Below are 18,670 nucleotides of genomic sequence, written 5' to 3'. Positions count from 1 at the left end.
CAGTTGAGGATGAACGGGCAAGGAGCAGCGCAACACCTGTGCAAGCAGGTGGTCTGTCTCCCGGGCTTTTATCCCGCCGTGTAACCTCAACTAGAGGTCGTCAGCTCTCGGCCCAGACGCTCACTTTTCAGTGAACCGGAACCCTAGCCAACCATTTTCAAATTGTGGTGCGTTCAACTTTAGCTGCTCCCGCACACCTGAGGACTAGCGATAATCATGCCAATGATCAGCGATCAACCGGGTTTGTGCCGTTGCCATTGAACTACGGGGGCTCAAACGGCCATGGATCGCGGGTTGCCGTGACGATAAAAGCTCTACCACTTTGAACTGTCGCACCACGCTGGGGCTCTGCGCGCCAAAATGGATCGTAACTATTTGCGCAAGCCGCCTGGTGCCACACCGGGTGGCAGGTTGATAGTCGCCCCAATCGACTGCCCCCTACCCCACCCTTTCAAAGCCAAAATCCCGAAACAATCAACCCCCCTTTGCACACAAGTGATGTGTGGGTGCGGTCCTTCATAGCGCCGTAGCACGCTCGTATATTGAATCCACCGTGGCGCGCCGGCTCCTGCAGCGTGCTGATGATGAGACCCCAATAAACGAGACTTCATTATGAACAATGCAATCCAGCCGCATTTAAACCCGGAAGTACCTGCACACGAGATCGATGCCGAATACTTCGAGTACAGCAAAGCGGCAAACCCGATCAGCGCAAACCTGATCACCCGCATCCCTTACCAGAGCTTCCCTGCTTCGCTCTATGATTCGGGGCCATCTCGAACCGTTGCGCTCGATTTGAGCGAACAACTGGCATGTGAAGGCCCGGCAACCGGTCCTGGTCTTTGCGCCAGTTTTATTCGACTCAACGCCGGCGATGAGGTGACATTGGCGCCCAACGCGACCTCACAGGTTCTGTATGTCATCGATGGCAGCGGCAGCCTTGCCTACGGTGACGAGGCGTTTGAATGGACGAAAGGCTGTTTTATCGCGCTGCCTGGGATGAACAGCACACTCCTCAAAGCGTCGGCGGATGCCCGGTTCTACTGGGTCCATGATGAGCCTCTACTGCGCTACCTGGGCGTGAGCCGAAGTGAAGACCGCTTCACCCCGACGCTGTACCCGGCGGATGTCGCATCGGCAAAACTCCGTGAAGCCGCCGAGGATCCACGTGCACAGGATCGCAGTCGCATCAGCATCCTGCTGGGTAACAGCCACTTCCCTCAGACACGTACCGTGACCCACGTGCTGTGGGCGATGTACGGCATCCTCCCGGCCGGCTCGATCCAAAAACCCCACCGGCACCAATCCATCGCCCTGGATTTCATCATTGACTGCCCTACCGGGTGCTATTCGCTTGTCGGGACGGAACTGGACGAGAATGGCCAGATTCGCAATCCAACACGGGTAGATTGGACACCAGGCCTGGCGTTCGTCACACCACCTGGCTATTGGCATGCCCACTTTAACGAGTCCGATCGCGAAGCCTTTTTAATCCCGATTCAGGACGCAGGTCTGCAGACCTATCTGCGATCGCTGGATATTCGGTTCAGCTGATGGACGCTCGGTATGACTCGTTCATACCGGGTTTTATCGCTGCCACACAGGTGGGTCAGCCAGGCGCTCAGCCATGAAATCAATGAAGCAGCGCACCTTCGAAGAAACGATTCGCTTCGGCGGATAAACAAACCAGACCGCACACGATTCCTGTGCGGACTTGACCTTCCAATCCGGCAGCCAGCGCACCAGTCGACCCTCGCGCAAACTGGCGCTGGCAAGCCAGTCCGGGAGCAATGCCATCCCCAGCCCGTTGCTCACCGCGATTAGGCGAGCGTCCAGATCGTTTATCCAAAGTGCAGCGCCAACGGGCAGCGACACTTGTTCGTTGGCGTTGGCCCATATCAAGGCTTCAGGGCTCTCACGCCCGGCGATCAGCGTGTTGACCGGCAATTGGTCAGGGCAATCCGGGTGAGGATAACGCGTGGAAAACGCAGGACTCACACACAGGAAAGTCTTCACCTCAGCCAACTTTCTCGCCTTGAGATTGGAGTCGGCCAACCTGCCGATACGAATAGCAAGGTCGATTCCAGTGGCGATCAGATCGACGTGTGACTCTTCAAGACTGAGATCCAGTGTGATGTCGGGGTAACGCCCAATAAACTCGCCCACCAGAGGAAGTATGTGATGACGTGCAAACGCAGGCGGCAGACTGACCTTCAATCGTCCTCGGGGGTTTTGATTAAGGGCGGACGTCGCCGCCCGCGCCTCTGACAATTCAAAGAGGACTTTTTGGGCGTGGTGCAAGAACGTTTGCCCACCCTCCGTCAATGCGAGTTTGCGTGTAGAACGATTGAACAGTGCGATGCCGAGATCTTGCTCCAGATCTTTGATGTAACGCGAAACCGTGGACGCTTTGATACCCAAACGCCCTGCAGCTTTGGAGAAGCTGTTCTCGTTGGCAGACTCTACGAAAGCCGTCAGTGCTGCTAGGTAGTCCAAGTGCGCCTCTCTGGATTGTTCGCCCTACCGCGTCGACTCACAGACCTATGAGCTTTCAGGTCCGCCCACTCACGGAGCCACCTTCGCGAGGAATCATCGCACAGCCGACGAGCGGTTAAAATGTAATAAAGAATTTCAAGTTTTTGGATGGTCTATTGGGTAGGTACAGCAAGAGACCACATTCATGACATTCGCACGTTTCTGCCAGGCGCTGTCCAACTGGGCAGGCAGCTCCAAAACCTTTCTCTTAGCTATCGTGTTGATAGGCGTCTGGGGCCTGACTGGGCCGTACTTCCATTACAACGACACGTGGCAGCTCATCATTAACACGTCGACCACCATCATCACCTTCCTGATGGTGTTCCTTATCCAGAACACACAAAACCGCGACAATGACATTTTGCATCTCAAAATTGACGAGCTGATTCGAGCCACCCAGGATGCGCAGAACGCAATTCTTTGCCTGGAAAAGCTGAGTTCAAAAGACCTGCGCAGGCTTCGTGATCAGTACAGCTCCCTGGGTGAAACTCATCTTGAACCTACTGAGACAGGCGGCGCGCCGACATTAGACGCTCGGCCTCATTCGACGCACAGTGAATGAGGTCCAGACCTGCTGCCTTTTCGATCTCGATAGAGCGCTTGGCAATCAATAGGGCCTACCTTCAGCAGGCGATACCCCACCGTTGGGAACCCAACCAAGGATCCCGGTAATGCAGAACCTCAAGATCGCGACCTTCAACGTAAACGGCATAGGGGCGCGCCTGCCAAACCTTCTGCAATGGCTTGAGAGAGAGCGCCCGGACATCGTATGCCTGCAGGAATTGAAAGCGCGGGACAGCGCTTTCCCGGCAGGCGAACTTGAGACGGCTGGCTATGGTTCGCTGCACCATGGCCAAGCGGCCTGGAACGGAGTAGCCATCCTTGCACGCGATTGCGAACCCCTTCTGATTCATAAAGGCTTGCCGGGTGCCGAGGACGATTCACAGTCCCGGTACCTGGAAGCGGCTGTTCAGGGTGTCATTGTGGGGTGCCTGTACCTGCCCAATGGAAACCCGCAACCGGGGCCTAAATTCGATTACAAGCTGGAGTGGTTTGAGCATCTGATTACGCATGCCGAGGCGCTGCAAGCCAGCGAACATCCGGTCGTGCTTGCGGGTGACTACAACGTTGTGCCCACCGACTTTGACATCTACAACACCCGCTCCTGGCTTAAGGATGCCCTCCTCCAGCCAGAAAGCCGCGAATGCTTTCAGCGGCTGTTGCGTCAGGGTTGGATCGACTCGGTGAGGCACCTGTATCCCCAAGAGCGGGTGTACACGTTCTGGGATTATTTCCGTCAGCACTGGCAGAAGAATTCCGGTTTGCGCATCGACCACCTGCTGCTCAACGCGGTCCTTGCGCCCCACCTGAAAAACGCCGGCGTTGATGCATGGGTGCGGGATCAGGCGCATGCCAGCGATCACGCACCGACCTGGATCGAGCTTTCATCCCGGCGAACCCAGTCAGCAAACAAGCCAAGGGCCCCGCGTAAATCACACTGAACCCGCCGCGACTGACTCCGAGAAACCAGCAGGGGTGCGAACGCATCCGGCGCGCCAGTCCGCAGCGCCCCATAAGCGTCTCGAAAGCCCTATGTCACACCACAAACCGGCTAACCAACTGATTCAGGTTAACCGCCAGTTTTGACATTTCACCGCACGCACTGGCCGTCTGGCTGGCACCCGCCGCGCTCTGCGTTGCCAGCTCGCGAATACTGACCAGATTGCGGTCCACCTCGCGCGCAACATGCGACTGCTCCTCAGAGGCCGTGGCGATCATGAGGTTACGCTCATTGATCTGAACAATAGCGCTCGCAATTTGATCCAGTGAGGTGCTGGCTTCCTGGGCGACGCCAAGTGACTCGGTCGCCAGATCTCGGCTGGTATTCATCGCTTTTACGGCCAGGTCAGAATCGTTCTGAATGGCGGCAATCATCTGCTCGATTTCCTGGGTCGACACCTGGGTGCGATGGGCCAACGCTCTGACTTCATCGGCGACGACCGCAAACCCACGACCTTGCTCTCCAGCCCGCGCGGCCTCGATGGCGGCGTTCAGGGCCAACAGATTGGTCTGCTCTGCAATCGCCCGAATCACCTCGACAACTTTATTGATGCTCTGGGCACGATCCGACAGCCCTTGAATCTGTTCGCTGGTGTTTTCCACGTTGCCGTTGAGCTTTTGAATGGACATCAATGTCTGAGCCACTCGCGCCAAACCGACCTCGGTGTAGCCCTGGGTACGCTTTGACTCTTCGGAAGCTGACTCCGCGTTGCGAGCGACCTCGTCAACTGCCGCGCTCATTTCCGTGACTGCTGTTGCCGCTTGGTTGACCTCGTCATTTTGCACGACAAGACCCCGGCTCGACTCCTCAGTAACCGCCGTCATCTCTTCGGACGCTGATGCCAGCTGGGTGGAGGAGTCCGATATCTGCATGATGGTGGCGCGCAGGTTTGCCTGCATCTTCGCCAGCGCGCTCAACAGCCTGCCAGCTTCATCAGTTCCGCTGACCACTACCTCCTTGGAGAGGTCACTGGCCGCGATACGCTCAGCGACGGACAACGCATCGTTAATTGGAGACGTAATACTTTTCGTCAGCAGTAATGCCAATCCCACCGTCAGAATGACCACGCCCGTGATAAGGCCGACAACCAGCCACAGGCCATGGTTATAAAGATCCGTCGCGGTTTGTCCTGCTTGGGCTGCACCTTCATCGTTAAAGGTGGTCAAGGCCTTGATCTGCTGCTCCAGCGTGTTCGTGACCGGGCGGATGCTGGTAGTCACCAGACTGGCTGCGGTGGCTAAGTCGCCCTGTCTCATCAACGGATCGAGAAGGTCCAGCTGTTTGGAATAGGCGTCGGCACTGTTTTTTACCGCCGTGTAAAACGAGCGTTCTTTATCACTCGCGATCAGAGGCTCATAGTTCGCCACTGCATCCTTGAATGCCTTGCGATGGCCCGCGAAGCTATCAATGTTCTTCTGAATGGACTGAGGGTCAGCAAGGCCTCGCTGGATTTCGAGCCTCAGGCGAAGGGTGGTGGTATTCATCAACGCTGTTTGGCGGATGCTGGCCATCCAATTGAGTTCAACGTCTTTTTCAGCATCCCTGAGCTTGCCCATTTGCAGGACTGCAAATACGCCCAGAACAACAACAAGCGCGATGATAGAAGCGAAAAACAGGGCAGCTCGTGGAGCTAAATTGAGGTTTCTAAGGCGCATACGAGATTCCGGTTTCCCACTGATGGTTGGCATGTTCAAAAAGTTATCGACCTGAAGTCGCAAACGTTGAGCACGCCGTTGAAAAGCCGGTGGTACGCCCGTGGGTGCCGTCCCTGGCAGAGGCCTATCGGCGTCGTGGAGGCATAGCAGATGGTGAGCTTCGGTCGCATCCGGCCTGAATGAGATAAGCGCGTTCACTCAGAACGCGCTGCAGCATGCGCGCCCCTCCTCTTCATTACGCGCCTCACCCACTCCCATTGCCGCGGCATGTTTTGCTAAGCGATCTGATGCGCGAACTTAGCAACGGCGTCGACCACCCGCCTGGCGCCGTCTTGAATTTCCACAATCACGTCGCCTGCCTGGGTAGCTAATTCGAGGCCCTGCTCAGCCTGGGCCTTGCTATTGGCCATCTCACTGACCGTCTCATCGACCAGTTTCTGGTTCTGCAACACCACCGATGCAATCTCTTCAGTCGCGCCGCTGGTGCGTCCAGCCAATTTGCGCACTTCATCAGCGACGACCGCGAAGCCTCGGCCTTGCTCACCCGCGCGCGCCGCTTCTATGGCCGCGTTCAAGGCCAACAGGTTGGTTTGTTGGGCGATGCTGCTGATCGTCTGGATGATCGAGCTGATCAACAGTGACTGTTTTCCGAGCGCTTCGACACCGTTGGAGGCAGCCTGCATATCCACTGCGACTTTGCGCATGGTGTGCATCGTGTCCTTCACCACGACGGCGCCGCGCTGGGCCGCCACATCGGTCTGTTGCGAAATTTCAAACGCCGTCAGGGCTGCCTGGCTGACGGCCTGTTCATGAGAGACCTGGTCAGTCACGACCGTCGCAAATTTGACCACTTTGCAGAGCGTTCCTTCAGTGTCATAAACCGGGTTGTACGTCGCTTCCAGCCATACGGTCTGGCCACGACTGTCGACGCGTTCAAAGCGGCCGGCGACAAACTCACCCTTATTCAAGGTTGACCAAAAGTCCGTGTATCGCTGGGATGAAACTTCATCCGGCTTACAGAAAATACGGTGGTGACTGCCTTTAGCCTGGCCCAGGCTGTAGCCCATCGCTTTCAAGAATTGCTCATTGGCCATGAGTACATGCCCGGAAAGATCGAACTCGATCACCGCCGTCGAGCGAAGTAATGCATCAATGAAGGACGCGTTTTCCGAGGCTTTTTCAACGCGTGAAGTGATGTTCGTCGCATGGCAGGTGATGTGACTTAACCGGCCGGCGCTGTCGACTATGGGTTGCCAATGGGCATCAAGCCACACGAGTGAACCGTCGGCATGCAGGTATCGGTATTCGTCAGAAATTGACTTGCCTGCCGCCACCGCGGCGCGAAAGTTGTGAAAGCACGGCAGCTTGGATACGTACTGCGGCACGATATCAGCCATGGCGCGCCCCAGGAGCTGATTCTGGGTGTAGCCCAACGCCTGGGCAAAGTTCTGATTGCAGGCGGTAATTGCAAACGCCGAGTCGATACTCAATGTCAGCATTTCGCGGTCCAGGCCATCGCGCAGTTGGCGCAGCTCCGACAGCTCGGCCGCCTGAGCGTTAAGTTGGTGCTTGATCTTGGTGTTGAACATGGAAAACCGCCTGTTGAATCATAGTAAGTCTGAAGCCGTAAACCTTTGTGAGCCCGCCCCGAACGATCCTAAGCAGCGCTGAAGAACGCCACTTTAGCGGTAAGGCGGTCTGCCAACTGGGACAGCTCCATGCTGGCGGTTGCCACTTGGCGTGAGCCGGCAGCCGACTGCACGGTGGATTCATGAATGCGATTTATATTTTGAGCAACATCATCGGCAACGCTGCTCTGCTGCACCGAGGCACTGGCGATCTGAGCATTCATATGGCTGATGGCGCCGACCTGCTCGCTGATCCTGGCCAGCGCATCCTGCGCGCTTCGGGTTTGTGTGACGGTCTGGCTCATCAACTCGCAACTGGTGCGCATGGTTTGCGATGCGGTTTCTGTGCCCAGTTGCAAGGTGCTGATCATCGTCCGAATTTCCTCGGTCGACTGCTGCGTGCGGTTTGCCAGTGAGCGCACCTCATCCGCGACCACCGCGAACCCGCGCCCATGCTCTCCGGCTCGCGCGGCCTCGATCGCGGCGTTCAGGGCCAGCAAATTGGTTTGCGCGGCGATGGCGTTGATCACGTCGATCACCGACTCGATATTTTCACTGTGTTTGGAAACCTCGTTTACGGTATCCGTCGTCTGTTCCAGCGTTATTGCAAGCTGTTCGATGGCACGTGTGGTGTTTGCCACCAATTGATTGCCGCTTTCCACTTCCGTATCGGCCAACCGCGAAGCATCCGCCGCCTGCGCGGCATACCCGGACACTTCATTCACCGTCGCAGCCATTTGCGTGATGGCTGTGGCCACTTGCTCGGCTTCGCGGATTTGCAGACTGATCTGTTGGTTGTTGGCCGATGAGGTGGCGGACAATTGAGTCGAGGCGTGATTGACCTCTTGGGCCGCTCCGCGCACCTGCTGGATGGTCTCCGCCAGGTGGCTGAGCGCGTCTTTCAACACGCCCATCACGCTGGCGGGGTAACGAGTGGAGATCGTTTGATTAATGTCCCCCGCCGCCAGCCGCTCGATGGCCAGTGCAACCTCGGTGGGCTCAGCGCCCAACGTGGATTTCACGAAACGAATGATCACCGCCGACAACAGGAGGCTCAGCAGCAGAGCAATACCTGTTGCGACCAACATGAGTGTACTGAACTGGCTGGCGGTGGCCTGAACGTCGCCAAGCTTGGCCTTGATTGACGCCTCTTCATAGTCGATCAACGCATTCACGCGTTTGAGCCACTCACTGTAATCCAGCGACGTTTGACGCATCAGCAGCGCCTGGGCGCCTGCAATATCGCCAGCCCGGCGCAGGGACAATACCGCCTGGGTCGATTTCAGGGTTTGTTGTTCAATGTCCTTGATCGCGGCGAGTAACCGAGCCTCTTCGCCCGTCACGTTCGCCGCCTTGAACAGCTGATCCATGGGCGCTGCCGAATCGGCGTAGTCTTTTTCCAGGGCTGTGACTTCGGCCAAGTGTTTTTCCAGGCCAAGGTCAGTCGTCACCAGCACCGCATCGCGGATGGCAATGGCGCGGTTGTGCACGCTGCCCCGGAAATTGATCGCATAGCGCTGCACCTTTGCGGCGTTTTCGCTGACGTCGCTTAAGGTGGAATCAATGAACGCAACGCGCTGAATGCCGATGGCAGTGATCAGTACAAGAAGCGCCAGGACGGCTGCGAAGCTAAGCCCTATACGTGTGGCCAACGAAAGCGTTTTCTTCATGGCTAGCTCGGAATGTGCCCTGTAGAGGATTGGGTTTGCGCGCATAGGCGAGTCAGCCTGTCAGCCGCTCACGGTAAGTGTGTGGACGATACGTGGGTGCGGAGTTGGCCAGCCAGTTAGCAATGTGTACCGAGCTGATAGCCTAGTGCTATCAATTAAGTCTCGGCGCCGCACTCAGCTTGAGCAACGATTTGACGTTCGCGCTAGCCATCGGCCGAGGATGCTACGAACTTTAGCGAAACCTGTACATTTTTTTGTTTATGTACAGCCTTCGGGAATGTCCACACTGGAATAAAGCCCTCTGCAATTGTCTGAACACCCGGTTTTTTCAGGCAATGTCCGGTGATAGGCAAGGTCCGCCAGCGACGCACGCACCCGCGCAATAACTGGAGCACTGCGACTTTGCTCGCGACGAGCACAACAGAAACGGCGAGCCATCCTTCCCCGGAGGGAGCTTTTCGGCAAACCGCACGACAAAAGACCAACGCCCATTGTCAGCGACTATTTTTCAGCCTATCTTGGATAAAACCTATACAGAGCAGTAACCGATGTACAAGAAAAGCGATTGGCCACTGACGCTTTACTACGATGGCGACTGTCCTCTCTGCGCCCGCGAGGTCCGCCTATTGAGTCGGCGCGCCTTGGAAACTCGCCTGGTGTTGGTTGATATCAGCCACGGCGAGTTCGATGCAACGGCGCTGGGTTTCACGCTGGACCAGATGCAAGGGTCGCTGCATGCCCGGTTCGACGATGGACGCTGGGTGACAGGCCTGGACGCCACACTGTGGAGCTGGCGCGCAGCCGGTTTGGGGGCGTGGGCCGCCCCGTTGAGCTGGCGACCGCTCAGGCCGTTTTTTGCACTCGGTTATCGCGCCTTCTGCCGCCTGCGGCCCCGCTTGGGATGGTTGCCGCATCCCGATGGCGGTCGACGGTGTCGTGACGACCGCTGCGCTGTAGCGCAGGACAAAAGGCCCTAAGGGCACCCACCCAGCTGAAAATCGAATTGCGAGGCATCCACGTGAACCCATCATTAGCCGAGAATTACCTCGAAATTCTGGTCGGCGTCGGCGAGAACCCTGACCGCGAAGGGCTGCTGGACACGCCCAAGCGCGCCGCCAAAGCCATGCAGTACCTGTGCAACGGCTATGCGATGAATCTCGAAGAAATCATCAACGGCGCGCTGTTCGAGTCGCAGAACGATGAGATGATCATCGTGCGTGATATCGAGCTTTATTCACTGTGCGAGCATCACATGCTGCCCTTCATCGGCAAGGCGCATGTGGCGTACATCCCCACCGGCAAGGTGCTGGGGTTGTCGAAGGTGGCGCGGATAGTGGATATGTTTGCCCGGCGCTTGCAGATCCAGGAAAACCTGACCAAACAAATCGCAGACGCCCTCCAGCAGATCACGGGGGCAGCCGGCGTAGCGGTGGTCGTTGAAGCACAACACATGTGCATGATGATGCGCGGCGTTCAGAAGCAGAACTCCGTGATGATCTCATCGGTGATGCTGGGAGCCTTTCGTGATTCAGCCACTACGCGCCAGGCGTTCCTGCAATTGATCGAGCGGCGCAATTAATCACGGTCATGCCTCTTCCCATCATCCGTGCACAGGAGAGACTCAATGAACGCCCCCTTTCAAATGAACTCTCTTGGCGAGGGTTACCGTGCCTTGGTAATAGGCTCAAGCGGAGCACTTGGCTCAGCGTTATGTGAATGGCTCAAAAACGATCCACGCTGTGGTGGTGTCCGCGAACTGGGGCGCCAGACTGATCCTGCATTGGATCTGGAGAACCCCGAGAGTATCGCTGAGGCCGCTGCCGAGCTGGCGGGCGAGGCGCCGTATCAGTTGATCGTGCATGCCGCCGGGTTGCTCCATCGAGACGAAATCAAGCCGGAAAAAAGTTACCGCGCAATTGAAGCACACGCGCTGCAGGCGGTGTTCCAGGTCAATACGTTGGGGCCGGCGCTGGTTTTGCGCCATTTTCTGCCCCTGTTGGCCCGTGACGGTGCGATGGCGATGCTGTCCGCCAAGGTCGGTAGCATCGGCGATAACCGCCTGGGTGGCTGGTACGCCTATCGCGCTTCGAAAGCTGCGCTGAACATGCTGGTCAAAACGGCCGCCATCGAACTTGCACGTACCCACCCTCAAAGCCGTTTGCTGAGCCTTCACCCCGGCACCGTGATTTCGGACCTTTCCAAGCCCTTTAGTGGCGCTGCCGCCGCAAGGCCGGCGAGGGTCGCTGCACGTGAACTCTTATCCGTGATTGACCGGTTGGTGCCAGCCGACAGCGGTGGTTTCTTTGCGTATGACGCAGAGCGCCTGCCCTGGTAGAGCGGTTCTGCAGGCGCTGCCCGGCCAGCGGCCTTCGCGCCCTGCTTACCCCTAACCACACGCTACCCATTCAAGGCTTGGCCGAGGGCTCGATGTATTTCAGCCGCCACCTGCCTCGCGCCCTCTTCAACCGTTCCTTCATTGCGGCATACCACCCAGCCCTGCTCTGCAATCGCCTGCTCGAACGCGTGGGTGCAGGCAACATGCTCTTGCAGGGTATGGATGACCGTGCTGCTCAGCCCACGGCGGCGTGCTGTGGCTCTGGCCCATGAAATCTGCGGCGCGGTGACCACCCCGACATGCAAGTCGGGCACTTGCACATGGCGATCCATGTTCAATTGGAGAATCTCTGCAAACGGTACCATCCGGCGAAAGGCCGCATCCGACGGGTACCAGCGATCCATCAGGATAATGCTGTCGGCCGGCTGTTCAGGCAGAACGTGGCGGGTAATCCATACACGGCTATCAGCAAAGCGCTCGCAGATCTGCCACTCCAAATCCCGGCTGGGCGCCCTCGCGAGTCTATTTACCAGGACCATTGTTTCAGCCCGGAAAGGATCGCTTTTTCTCTCGCAGAGCCGGATCACCTTTTTGTTGTCGGCTCTGAGCACGCGGGTAACGGCCTCCAACAGGGTGGTTTTGCCGACGCCCTTGGGGCCATCCAGAGAAACAAATAACGCACGGTTCATGCTTCACGTATCAATGGAAAGTGGGTGTGCACTGTACCCCGGCTGCCCGATAAAGGGTGAACCAGGGCGCTTGGCCGGAGCGGGCACCTCATGTGTCATCCGCATAGCCCATGCTCAAACGTCATAATCCCCGCCCCGCCTGCGTGGTAACCTCGCGCCACCACGAATAGACATAGATCGTCACATGACGATGACCAGAGCCAGGAAAGAACATGCCCAAAAAATCTCACTCAGCGCTGCGCCGCAACTTCCGCGAATTGCTTGCAAAGCCGACCTGCGTTGAAACCGCCTCCGTCTTCGACCCCATGTCTGCCCGTATCGCCGCAGATTTGGGGTTTGAGGTGGGTATCCTGGGTGGCTCGGTCGCCTCGCTGCAGGTGTTGGCAGCGCCGGATTTTGCCTTGATCACGCTGAGTGAGTTCGTTGAGCAGGCCACGCGCATCGGCCGTGTCGCCCAACTGCCGTTTATTGCCGACGCCGACCATGGCTACGGCAATGCCCTTAACGTGATGCGCACGGTCGAAGAACTTGAGCGCGCCGGTGTGGCCGCGTTGACCATTGAAGACACGCTGCTGCCCGCGCAATTCGGGCGCAAATCCACGGACCTGATCTCCATCGGCGAAGGCATCGGTAAAGTCCGCGCGGCCCTGGAAGCCCGTGTCGATCCTGAACTGTCGATCATTGCCCGTACCAATGCCGGGGTGTTGTCCACCGAGGCGGTGATCGAGCGCACAAAGGCGTATCAGAAAGCCGGTGCCGACGGGATCTGCATGGTCGGTGTCAGTGACTTTGAGCACCTGGAAAAAATCGCTGAAAACCTGACCGTACCGCTGATGCTGGTGACCTACGGCAACCCCAAGCTCAACGACGCTCAGCGTCTGGCCGAGTTGGGTGTGCGCGTGGTAGTGGCCGGTCATGGCGCCTACTTTGCGGCGATCAAGGCCACCTACGATAGCCTGCGCGCCCAGCGCCAGTTGACCCACAGCACTTCGAACCTCAGCGCGACCGAGTTGACCCACACCTACACGCTGCCGGAGAGCTACGTGGCATGGGCCAAGGAATTCATGGACGTGGAAGAGTAAGGCCCGCTGGGATCGTAGGGGTGCCCCTCGATCCCAACGGACGGTCAACCGCGGACTACCCCACCCAGCCTACCGCGGTCTTGGGAATCACCTCGGATTCATCCAGCTTGGACGCAAACATACTCACCGCCTGCACCGCATCACTGGTGCTGGTGCGGATTTGCAGGATCACTGAACCGGCCTGATCCGCCAGGTTCACGCCGCGCTGCGCGCCTTCCTGAGTGGCGCTCATGCTTGCCACCGCGTCCCGCGTCTCCGACAGGATCATGCTGATCATCTCGGCAATTTCCGCCGTCGAGCGGCTGGTGCGCCCCGCCAACTGGCGCACTTCGTCGGCCACAACCGCAAACCCACGCCCTTGATCACCCGCCCGCGCCGCTTCGATGGCCGCATTGAGCGCCAGCAGGTTGGTCTGGTCGGCGATGCCGCGAATGGTGTTGACGATGGCGGTGATTTGTTCGGAACGATCACCCAACTGCCCGACCAGGCGCGCCGAAGCGCCGATGTTCTCGGCAATCCGGCGCATCTCTGTCGCGGTTTCCTGGATCACTTGGGTGCCGTGCTCGGCAAACCGTTCTGTCTCGGAAGAAATATGGTAGGCCCGCGATGCGCCGCGTGAGTCTTCCTCGAACTTCTCCACGCGTTCAGTGATGTCGCTGGCGAATTTGACGATTTTGATCAGCTTGCCGTCGCCGTCGTACACCGGGTTGTAACTGGCTTCGAGCCACACCACCCGACCGTGTTTACCAAGGCGCTTGAATTGGCCGGTAAAGAACTCGCCATTGTTCAAGCGCCGCCAGAAGTCGGCGTATTCACTGCTGTTGATCAGCGCCGGTTCACAAAACAGACGGTGGTGCTTGCCTTTGAGCTCGGCCAGCGAATAGCCCATCACGTTCTGGAAGTTGGGGTTGGCATCGAGTACCTGGCCGCTCAAATCGAACTCGATCACTGCCATTGCCCGGTCCAGGGCCACGAGTTTGCTGTGGATCGCGGCTTCCTGCTCGACTTTACGGGTGATGTCCAGCGCGTATTTCACCACTTTCAGCACCTGGCCGCGCTCATCCAGCACCGGGTTGTAGCTGGCCTCCAGCCAGATGGTGCGGCCTTGTGAGTCCACGCGTTTGAAAGTGCCCGACACAAACTTGCCGGATTTGAGTTCGCTCCAGAACTCGCCATAGGCCGGGCTGCTGGTCAGCGAGGGCAAGCAAAACTCGCGATGGGATTTGCCGAGCAGTTGCTCACGACTATAACCCAGGGTTTTCAGGAAGTTATCGTTGGCACGCAGTACTTTGCCGTTCAGGTCAAATTCAACCACCGCCATTGAGCGTTCGAGTGCTGAAATCAGTCCTTTATATTCGGTGGCTTCGGCCGTCCTGGCCGCCAGTTCTGTTTTGAGTGTGGTGTTGAACATGACGTACCCTCAGCCGTGCGGAGAACCTAGTGTTAACCTAGCTGTCGGCTGCGTAATGCGCGACTTTACGCGGCAAAAATAATTATTTTCTGGCGTCAAAAAATGCCATGCGTGTTTGCCCCTGCCGAAGTTTTCGTGGACCATGGCCGCCTTTGCGATCCAGCCCATTCGAGAGGCGCCCATGGCCAACCACGACCTGCACTACACCCCTGATCCGGATGCCGATTCCATCTCCTCCGATGTGATCGGTTTCAACGGCATCCTGGTCTCCACCCAGATCCCCACCCGCGCCGACGGCAGCCTGGAACTGGGCGACATCACCGCGCAAAGCGAGTGCACCCTGCAAGCGCTGAAAGTCGCCTTGGAAAAAGCTGGCAGCAGCATGGACCGGGTGATGCACCTGACCATTTATCTGACCGATATGGCTGATCGAGCGGCGTTCAACGAGGTGTACAAACGCTTCTTTGCCAAGCCGTGGCCCGTGCGTGCGGCGGTTGGCGTGGCGGCGTTGGCCGTAGAGGGGATGCGGGTGGAAGTTACCGCGATGGCCGCCCAGGCCTGAGAAGGTGCCGGTCAGGCAATTCACGGCTACAATGCGCGCCTCGACCGTGACAAGCCTGACTAAAAAAACTATGTCCTTGCCCAAGCATCACCTGGAATTGCTCAGCCCTGCCCGCGATGTCGCCATCGCGCGCGAGGCTATCCTGCATGGCGCCGACGCCGTGTACATTGGCGGCCCAAGCTTCGGCGCGCGCCATAACGCCTGTAACGAGGTGAGCGATATCGCGCAATTGGTCGAATTCGCCCGCCGGTACCATGCGCGCGTTTTCACCACGATCAACACCATCCTGCACGACAACGAGCTGGAACCTGCGCGCAAGCTGATCCATCAGCTCTACGACGCCGGTGTCGATGCGTTGATCGTGCAAGACCTGGGCGTGATGGAGCTGGATATTCCGCCCATCGAGCTGCACGCCAGCACCCAGACCGACATTCGTACCCTGGGCCGCGCCAAGTTCCTCGACCAGGCCGGCTTCTCCCAACTGGTATTGGCCCGTGAGCTGAACCTGCAAGAGATCCGCGCCATCGCCGACGAGACCGATGCCGCCATCGAGTTCTTTATTCACGGCGCCCTGTGCGTGGCGTTCTCCGGGCAGTGCAATATTTCCCACGCGCAAAATGGCCGCAGCGCCAACCGTGGCGACTGCTCCCAGGCCTGTCGCCTGCCGTACACCTTGAAAGATGACCAGGGCCGCGTCGTGGCCTTTGAAAAACACCTGCTGTCGATGAAGGACAACAACCAGAGCGCCAACATCCGCGCCTTGGTCGAAGCCGGCGTGCGTTCGTTCAAGATCGAAGGCCGCTACAAGGACATGGGCTATGTGAAAAACATCACCGCCTATTACCGCCAGCGCCTCGACGACGTCCTCGAAGACCGCCCGGACCTGGCCCGTGCGTCCAGCGGCCGTACCGCGCATTTCTTCCTGCCCGATCCGGAAAAAACCTTCCACCGGGGCAGCACCGACTACTTCGTCACCGACCGCAAGATCGACATCGGCGCCTTCGACACCCCAACGTTCACCGGTTTGCCGGTGGGTACCGTGGAAAAAGCCGGCAAGCGCGACTTGCTGGTGGTCACCCATGAGCCGCTGTCCAACGGCGATGGCCTCAATGTGCTGATCAAGCGCGAAGTCGTGGGGTTCCGCGCCAACATCGCCGAGCCCAAGGGCGAATTCGAAGAAGACGGCCAGAAGCGCTACCGTTATCGCGTCGAGCCGAATGAAATGCCGGCCGGCCTGCACCAACTGCGACCGCATCACCCGCTGAACCGCAACCTGGACCATAACTGGCAACAGGCACTGCTCAAGACTTCCTCCGAGCGGCGTATTGGCCTGTCGTGGATCGCGCGCCTGCGTGAAGACCGGCTCGAAATCACCGCAACCAGCGAAGAAGGCATCAGTGCCGGCACCACCCTGCCCGGCCCGTTCGGCGTGGCCAACAAGCCGGAACAGGCGCTCGATACCTTGCGTGACCTGCTGGGCCAGTTGGGTACCACCGAGTACCACGCCACCCACATCGAGCTGGATGCACCGCAAGCGTTCTTCGTGCCTAATTCGCAGCTCAAGGCATTGCGCCGCGAAGTGATCGACGCACTGACTGCCGCCCGTGTTGCCGCGCACCCACGCGGCGGGCGCAAAGCCGAGACCACGCCGCCGCCGGTGTACCCGGACGCGCACCTGTCGTTCCTGGCCAACGTCTACAACCAGAAGGCCCGGGATTTTTACCACCGTCACGGCGTCAAGCTGATCGACGCGGCGTTCGAAGCCCATGAAGAAACCGGCGAAGTGCCGGTGATGATCACCAAGCACTGCCTGCGATTCTCCTTCAACCTTTGCCCTAAACAGGCCAAGGGTGTGACCGGGGTGAAAACCAAGGTGGCGCCGATGCAGTTGATCCACGGCGATGAAGTGCTCACGCTGAAATTCGACTGCAAACCGTGCGAGATGCACGTGGTGGGCAAGATCAAGGGGCACATCCTTGGCCTGCCGCAACCGGGCAGCGCCGTGGAGCACTTCAACCCGGAGAACATCATCTTTCAGGGCACGCACTGACGCTGCGCGGGCGGGGCCACCACCAGCCCCGCTGTAACCCCGCTGCCGCCAGCAGAATCGCCGCCACCCCCAGCCATTGCAGCCAGCCCAGGCGATGCCCGAAGGCAATCCAGTCGACGCAGATCGCCGCAATCGGGTAGATAAACGACAACGCGCCGGTCAACGCCGTCGGCAGTTTCTGGATCGCGCCGTACAGCAACACATACATCAGTCCGGTATGCACCACACCCAGCGTGGCCAGCGCCGCCCAGGCGTTGGTGGTGACCGGCAAGCTATTCCAGGGCACCAGCGGCGCCAATAGCAACGCGCCCGTCGTCACTTGGATCAACGCCATCAAATGCGGCGGTACGTCCTTCAAACGCTTGATGATCAGCGCCGCAACCGCATACAAAAATGCCGCACCCAAGGCCAGCGCGATGCCGGTCAGGTAATCGTCGCCACCGCTTTGTTGCCCGCCATGGGCAGTGACGATCGCCAACATTCCAAGAAACGCCACGCTCAGCCACGCCAGCTTTTGCACGGTGATCTTTTCGCCCAGAAACAGCGCCGCCAGCATCACCAGGATGAACGGCTGCACGTTGTACACCGCGGTGCTGATGGCGATGGATGCGCGTGAATAGGCTTCAAACAGCAGCAGCCAGTTACCGACAATCGCCACGCCGCTGAGCATCGCCAACCCCAGTCGGGTCCAACTGAACAGGTCCAGGCGCAGGTAACCCAGCGCCGCGCACACCAGCAACAACGTCAGGCCGCCGATCACACAGCGCCAGAACACCACTTCGATCACTGACACGCCCGACACCCATACAAACCAGCCAATGGTGCCCGAGATCAGCATGGCGGCGATCATTTCCCACGACCCGCGACGGATGGATGTGTCCATGATTGAAACTCCTCAAGTGAGGCGCAATTATGGCAATCTGCGCGGACGCGGCTCCAGCGACTAAATAAGGCCAGAAGCGCAAATCACCTTTAGTTATTAGGCGAAAACCATGATCGACACTATCGACCAACAACTGATCGCCGCCCTGATGGACGACTCGCGCCTGTCTCTCAAGGCATTGGCGGGTATTACCGGGCTGTCTTCGCCCAGCGTGTCAGAGCGTCTGCGGCGCCTGGAAGAGCGCGGCGTGCTGACCCACTACACCGTCGATATCGACCCCAGGCATTTTGGCTACCTGTTACAAGCCATCGTGCGCATCCGCCCTCTGCCCGGCCAGTTGCAGGAGGTGGAACGTCAGATCCAGGCGATCCCTGAATTCACCGAATGCGACAAGGTCACCGGCGACGATTGCTTCATCGCGCGCCTGCATGTGCGCACCATGGACCACCTCGACAGCCTGCTGGACCGGATCAATGCGTATGCCGAAACCAACACCGCCATCGTCAAGAAAACCCCGGTGAAGCGACGCTTGCCACCGCTGACCAACGACTGAACCGTAACAAACCGATTCCTGTGACGATCGCGCCTGTTGTGGCGAGCCCGCTCGCC

The 18,670-nt window shown here is 58.5% G+C and carries 15 protein-coding genes, 5 pseudogenes and 1 riboswitch; of the genes and pseudogenes, 10 read left to right on the top strand and 10 right to left on the bottom strand.

Annotated features, from left to right (window positions below; all coding sequences use genetic code 11):
• Window positions 1-55: 55 nt before the first annotated feature.
• Window positions 56-158, bottom strand: a riboswitch (guanidine-I (ykkC/yxkD leader).
• A gap of 454 nt (window positions 159-612) precedes the next feature.
• Complete coding sequence (locus tag PSH59_RS13260; RefSeq protein ID WP_248079321.1) at window positions 613-1,554, top strand: cupin; 942 nt, start codon at window positions 613-615, stop codon at window positions 1,552-1,554.
• Window positions 1,555-1,587: 33 nt separating this feature from the next.
• Here the strand turns inward: PSH59_RS13260 and PSH59_RS13255 are convergent, their stop codons facing one another.
• Window positions 1,588-2,496, bottom strand: a complete 909-nt coding sequence (locus tag PSH59_RS13255) for a LysR family transcriptional regulator (RefSeq protein WP_305392861.1) — start codon at window positions 2,494-2,496, stop codon at window positions 1,588-1,590.
• A gap of 184 nt (window positions 2,497-2,680) precedes the next feature.
• Between PSH59_RS13255 and PSH59_RS13250 the strand changes: the two genes are divergently transcribed.
• Together PSH59_RS13250 and PSH59_RS13245 are read left to right on the top strand one after the other, a co-directional pair.
• Window positions 2,681-3,097, top strand: a complete 417-nt coding sequence (locus PSH59_RS13250) for a low affinity iron permease family protein (RefSeq protein WP_248079317.1) — start codon at window positions 2,681-2,683, stop codon at window positions 3,095-3,097.
• 109 nt (window positions 3,098-3,206) lie between these two features.
• A complete protein-coding gene (locus PSH59_RS13245; protein WP_305392860.1) occupies window positions 3,207-4,037 on the top strand; it encodes an exodeoxyribonuclease III in 831 nt (276 codons plus the stop codon).
• Window positions 4,038-4,131: 94 nt separating this feature from the next.
• Here the strand turns inward: PSH59_RS13245 and PSH59_RS13240 are convergent, their stop codons facing one another.
• The 5 genes and pseudogenes from PSH59_RS13240 to PSH59_RS26330 all read right to left on the bottom strand — a co-directional run.
• Window positions 4,132-5,694: a methyl-accepting chemotaxis protein gene (locus tag PSH59_RS13240; RefSeq protein WP_370694425.1), complete on the bottom strand. Its 1,563-nt coding sequence runs from the start codon at window positions 5,692-5,694 to the stop codon at window positions 4,132-4,134.
• 332 nt (window positions 5,695-6,026) lie between these two features.
• A pseudogene (locus tag PSH59_RS26340) lies at window positions 6,027-6,461 on the bottom strand (methyl-accepting chemotaxis protein); the annotation flags it as partial.
• A 150-nt stretch (window positions 6,462-6,611) separates the two neighbouring features.
• Window positions 6,612-7,250, bottom strand: a pseudogene (locus PSH59_RS26335) (PAS domain-containing protein); the annotation flags it as partial.
• Between the two features lie 158 nt (window positions 7,251-7,408).
• Complete coding sequence (locus PSH59_RS13230; RefSeq protein ID WP_370694424.1) at window positions 7,409-8,596, bottom strand: methyl-accepting chemotaxis protein; 1,188 nt, start codon at window positions 8,594-8,596, stop codon at window positions 7,409-7,411.
• A pseudogene (locus tag PSH59_RS26330) lies at window positions 8,585-9,049 on the bottom strand (MCP four helix bundle domain-containing protein); the annotation flags it as partial. The gene PSH59_RS13230 and the pseudogene PSH59_RS26330, both read right to left, overlap by 12 nt.
• A 548-nt stretch (window positions 9,050-9,597) precedes the next feature.
• On the opposite strand from PSH59_RS26330, the gene PSH59_RS13225 reads away from it, so the two are divergent.
• From PSH59_RS13225 to PSH59_RS13215, 3 genes are read left to right on the top strand one after another with little or no spacing between them, the layout of a single operon-like run.
• Entirely contained in the window at window positions 9,598-10,026 is a 429-nt protein-coding gene (locus tag PSH59_RS13225; protein ID WP_248079243.1) for a thiol-disulfide oxidoreductase DCC family protein, read from the top strand.
• 41 nt (window positions 10,027-10,067) lie between these two features.
• Entirely contained in the window at window positions 10,068-10,628 is a 561-nt protein-coding gene (folE, locus tag PSH59_RS13220) for a GTP cyclohydrolase I FolE (RefSeq protein ID WP_305392857.1), read from the top strand.
• Between the two features lie 45 nt (window positions 10,629-10,673).
• On the top strand, window positions 10,674-11,384 hold the full coding sequence (locus PSH59_RS13215; RefSeq protein WP_305392856.1) for an SDR family oxidoreductase: 711 nt from the start codon (window positions 10,674-10,676) through the stop codon (window positions 11,382-11,384).
• 62 nt (window positions 11,385-11,446) lie between these two features.
• On the opposite strand, the gene PSH59_RS13210 is transcribed toward PSH59_RS13215, so the two are convergent.
• A complete protein-coding gene (locus PSH59_RS13210; RefSeq protein WP_248079237.1) occupies window positions 11,447-12,073 on the bottom strand; it encodes a dTMP kinase in 627 nt (208 codons plus the stop codon).
• Between the two features lie 212 nt (window positions 12,074-12,285).
• Here PSH59_RS13210 and PSH59_RS13205 point away from each other — a divergent pair, with 212 nt between their 5' ends.
• Window positions 12,286-13,155 (top strand): oxaloacetate decarboxylase, encoded by an 870-nt coding sequence (locus PSH59_RS13205; protein WP_305392855.1) that lies wholly within the window; start codon window positions 12,286-12,288, stop codon window positions 13,153-13,155.
• A 55-nt stretch (window positions 13,156-13,210) separates the two neighbouring features.
• Here PSH59_RS13205 and PSH59_RS26325 read toward each other — a convergent pair.
• Both PSH59_RS26325 and PSH59_RS26320 read right to left on the bottom strand, forming a co-directional pair.
• A pseudogene (locus PSH59_RS26325) lies at window positions 13,211-13,687 on the bottom strand (methyl-accepting chemotaxis protein); the annotation flags it as partial.
• A 159-nt stretch (window positions 13,688-13,846) separates the two neighbouring features.
• A pseudogene (locus PSH59_RS26320) lies at window positions 13,847-14,476 on the bottom strand (PAS domain-containing protein); the annotation flags it as partial.
• 271 nt (window positions 14,477-14,747) lie between these two features.
• Between PSH59_RS26320 and PSH59_RS13195 the strand changes: the two are divergent.
• Both PSH59_RS13195 and PSH59_RS13190 read left to right on the top strand, forming a co-directional pair.
• Window positions 14,748-15,128: a RidA family protein gene (locus PSH59_RS13195; protein WP_248079233.1), complete on the top strand. Its 381-nt coding sequence runs from the start codon at window positions 14,748-14,750 to the stop codon at window positions 15,126-15,128.
• Window positions 15,129-15,198: 70 nt separating this feature from the next.
• Window positions 15,199-17,178 carry a U32 family peptidase gene (locus tag PSH59_RS13190; protein WP_248079231.1) on the top strand — a complete coding sequence of 660 codons (1,980 nt, stop codon included), beginning with the start codon at window positions 15,199-15,201 and terminating at the stop codon, window positions 17,176-17,178.
• On the opposite strand, the gene PSH59_RS13185 is transcribed toward PSH59_RS13190, so the two are convergent.
• On the bottom strand, window positions 17,156-18,061 hold the full coding sequence (locus tag PSH59_RS13185) for a DMT family transporter (RefSeq protein WP_305392853.1): 906 nt from the start codon (window positions 18,059-18,061) through the stop codon (window positions 17,156-17,158). The genes PSH59_RS13190 and PSH59_RS13185 overlap by 23 nt on opposite strands.
• Window positions 18,062-18,170: 109 nt before the next feature.
• Between PSH59_RS13185 and PSH59_RS13180 the strand changes: the two genes are divergently transcribed.
• Window positions 18,171-18,614, top strand: coding sequence for an Lrp/AsnC family transcriptional regulator (locus PSH59_RS13180; protein WP_248079227.1), 444 nt, complete (start codon window positions 18,171-18,173; stop codon window positions 18,612-18,614).
• Window positions 18,615-18,670: the final 56 nt, after the last annotated feature.

This window comes from Pseudomonas sp. FP2309 (assembly GCF_030687575.1).
In the GTDB taxonomy this organism is placed as follows: Bacteria; Pseudomonadota; Gammaproteobacteria; order Pseudomonadales; family Pseudomonadaceae; genus Aquipseudomonas.
The sequence above is the reverse complement of the archived record's forward strand: the minus strand, read 5'-3'. Positions and strand labels throughout refer to the sequence as shown.

Coding starts and splice junctions, on each gene's coding strand:
- PSH59_RS13215 (WP_305392856.1), top strand. CDS start 10,674: ATGAACGCCCCCTTTCAAATGAACTCTCTTGGCGAGGGTTACCGTGCC.
- PSH59_RS13250 (WP_248079317.1), top strand. CDS start 2,681: ATGACATTCGCACGTTTCTGCCAGGCGCTGTCCAACTGGGCAGGCAGC.
- PSH59_RS13260 (WP_248079321.1), top strand. CDS start 613: ATGAACAATGCAATCCAGCCGCATTTAAACCCGGAAGTACCTGCACAC.
- PSH59_RS13225 (WP_248079243.1), top strand. CDS start 9,598: ATGTACAAGAAAAGCGATTGGCCACTGACGCTTTACTACGATGGCGAC.
- PSH59_RS13190 (WP_248079231.1), top strand. CDS start 15,199: ATGTCCTTGCCCAAGCATCACCTGGAATTGCTCAGCCCTGCCCGCGAT.
- PSH59_RS13180 (WP_248079227.1), top strand. CDS start 18,171: ATGATCGACACTATCGACCAACAACTGATCGCCGCCCTGATGGACGAC.
- PSH59_RS13195 (WP_248079233.1), top strand. CDS start 14,748: ATGGCCAACCACGACCTGCACTACACCCCTGATCCGGATGCCGATTCC.
- PSH59_RS13245 (WP_305392860.1), top strand. CDS start 3,207: ATGCAGAACCTCAAGATCGCGACCTTCAACGTAAACGGCATAGGGGCG.
- PSH59_RS13185 (WP_305392853.1), bottom strand. CDS start 18,061: ATGGACACATCCATCCGTCGCGGGTCGTGGGAAATGATCGCCGCCATG.
- PSH59_RS13205 (WP_305392855.1), top strand. CDS start 12,286: ATGCCCAAAAAATCTCACTCAGCGCTGCGCCGCAACTTCCGCGAATTG.
- PSH59_RS13210 (WP_248079237.1), bottom strand. CDS start 12,073: ATGAACCGTGCGTTATTTGTTTCTCTGGATGGCCCCAAGGGCGTCGGC.
- PSH59_RS13230 (WP_370694424.1), bottom strand. CDS start 8,596: ATGCGTCAAACGTCGCTGGATTACAGTGAGTGGCTCAAACGCGTGAAT.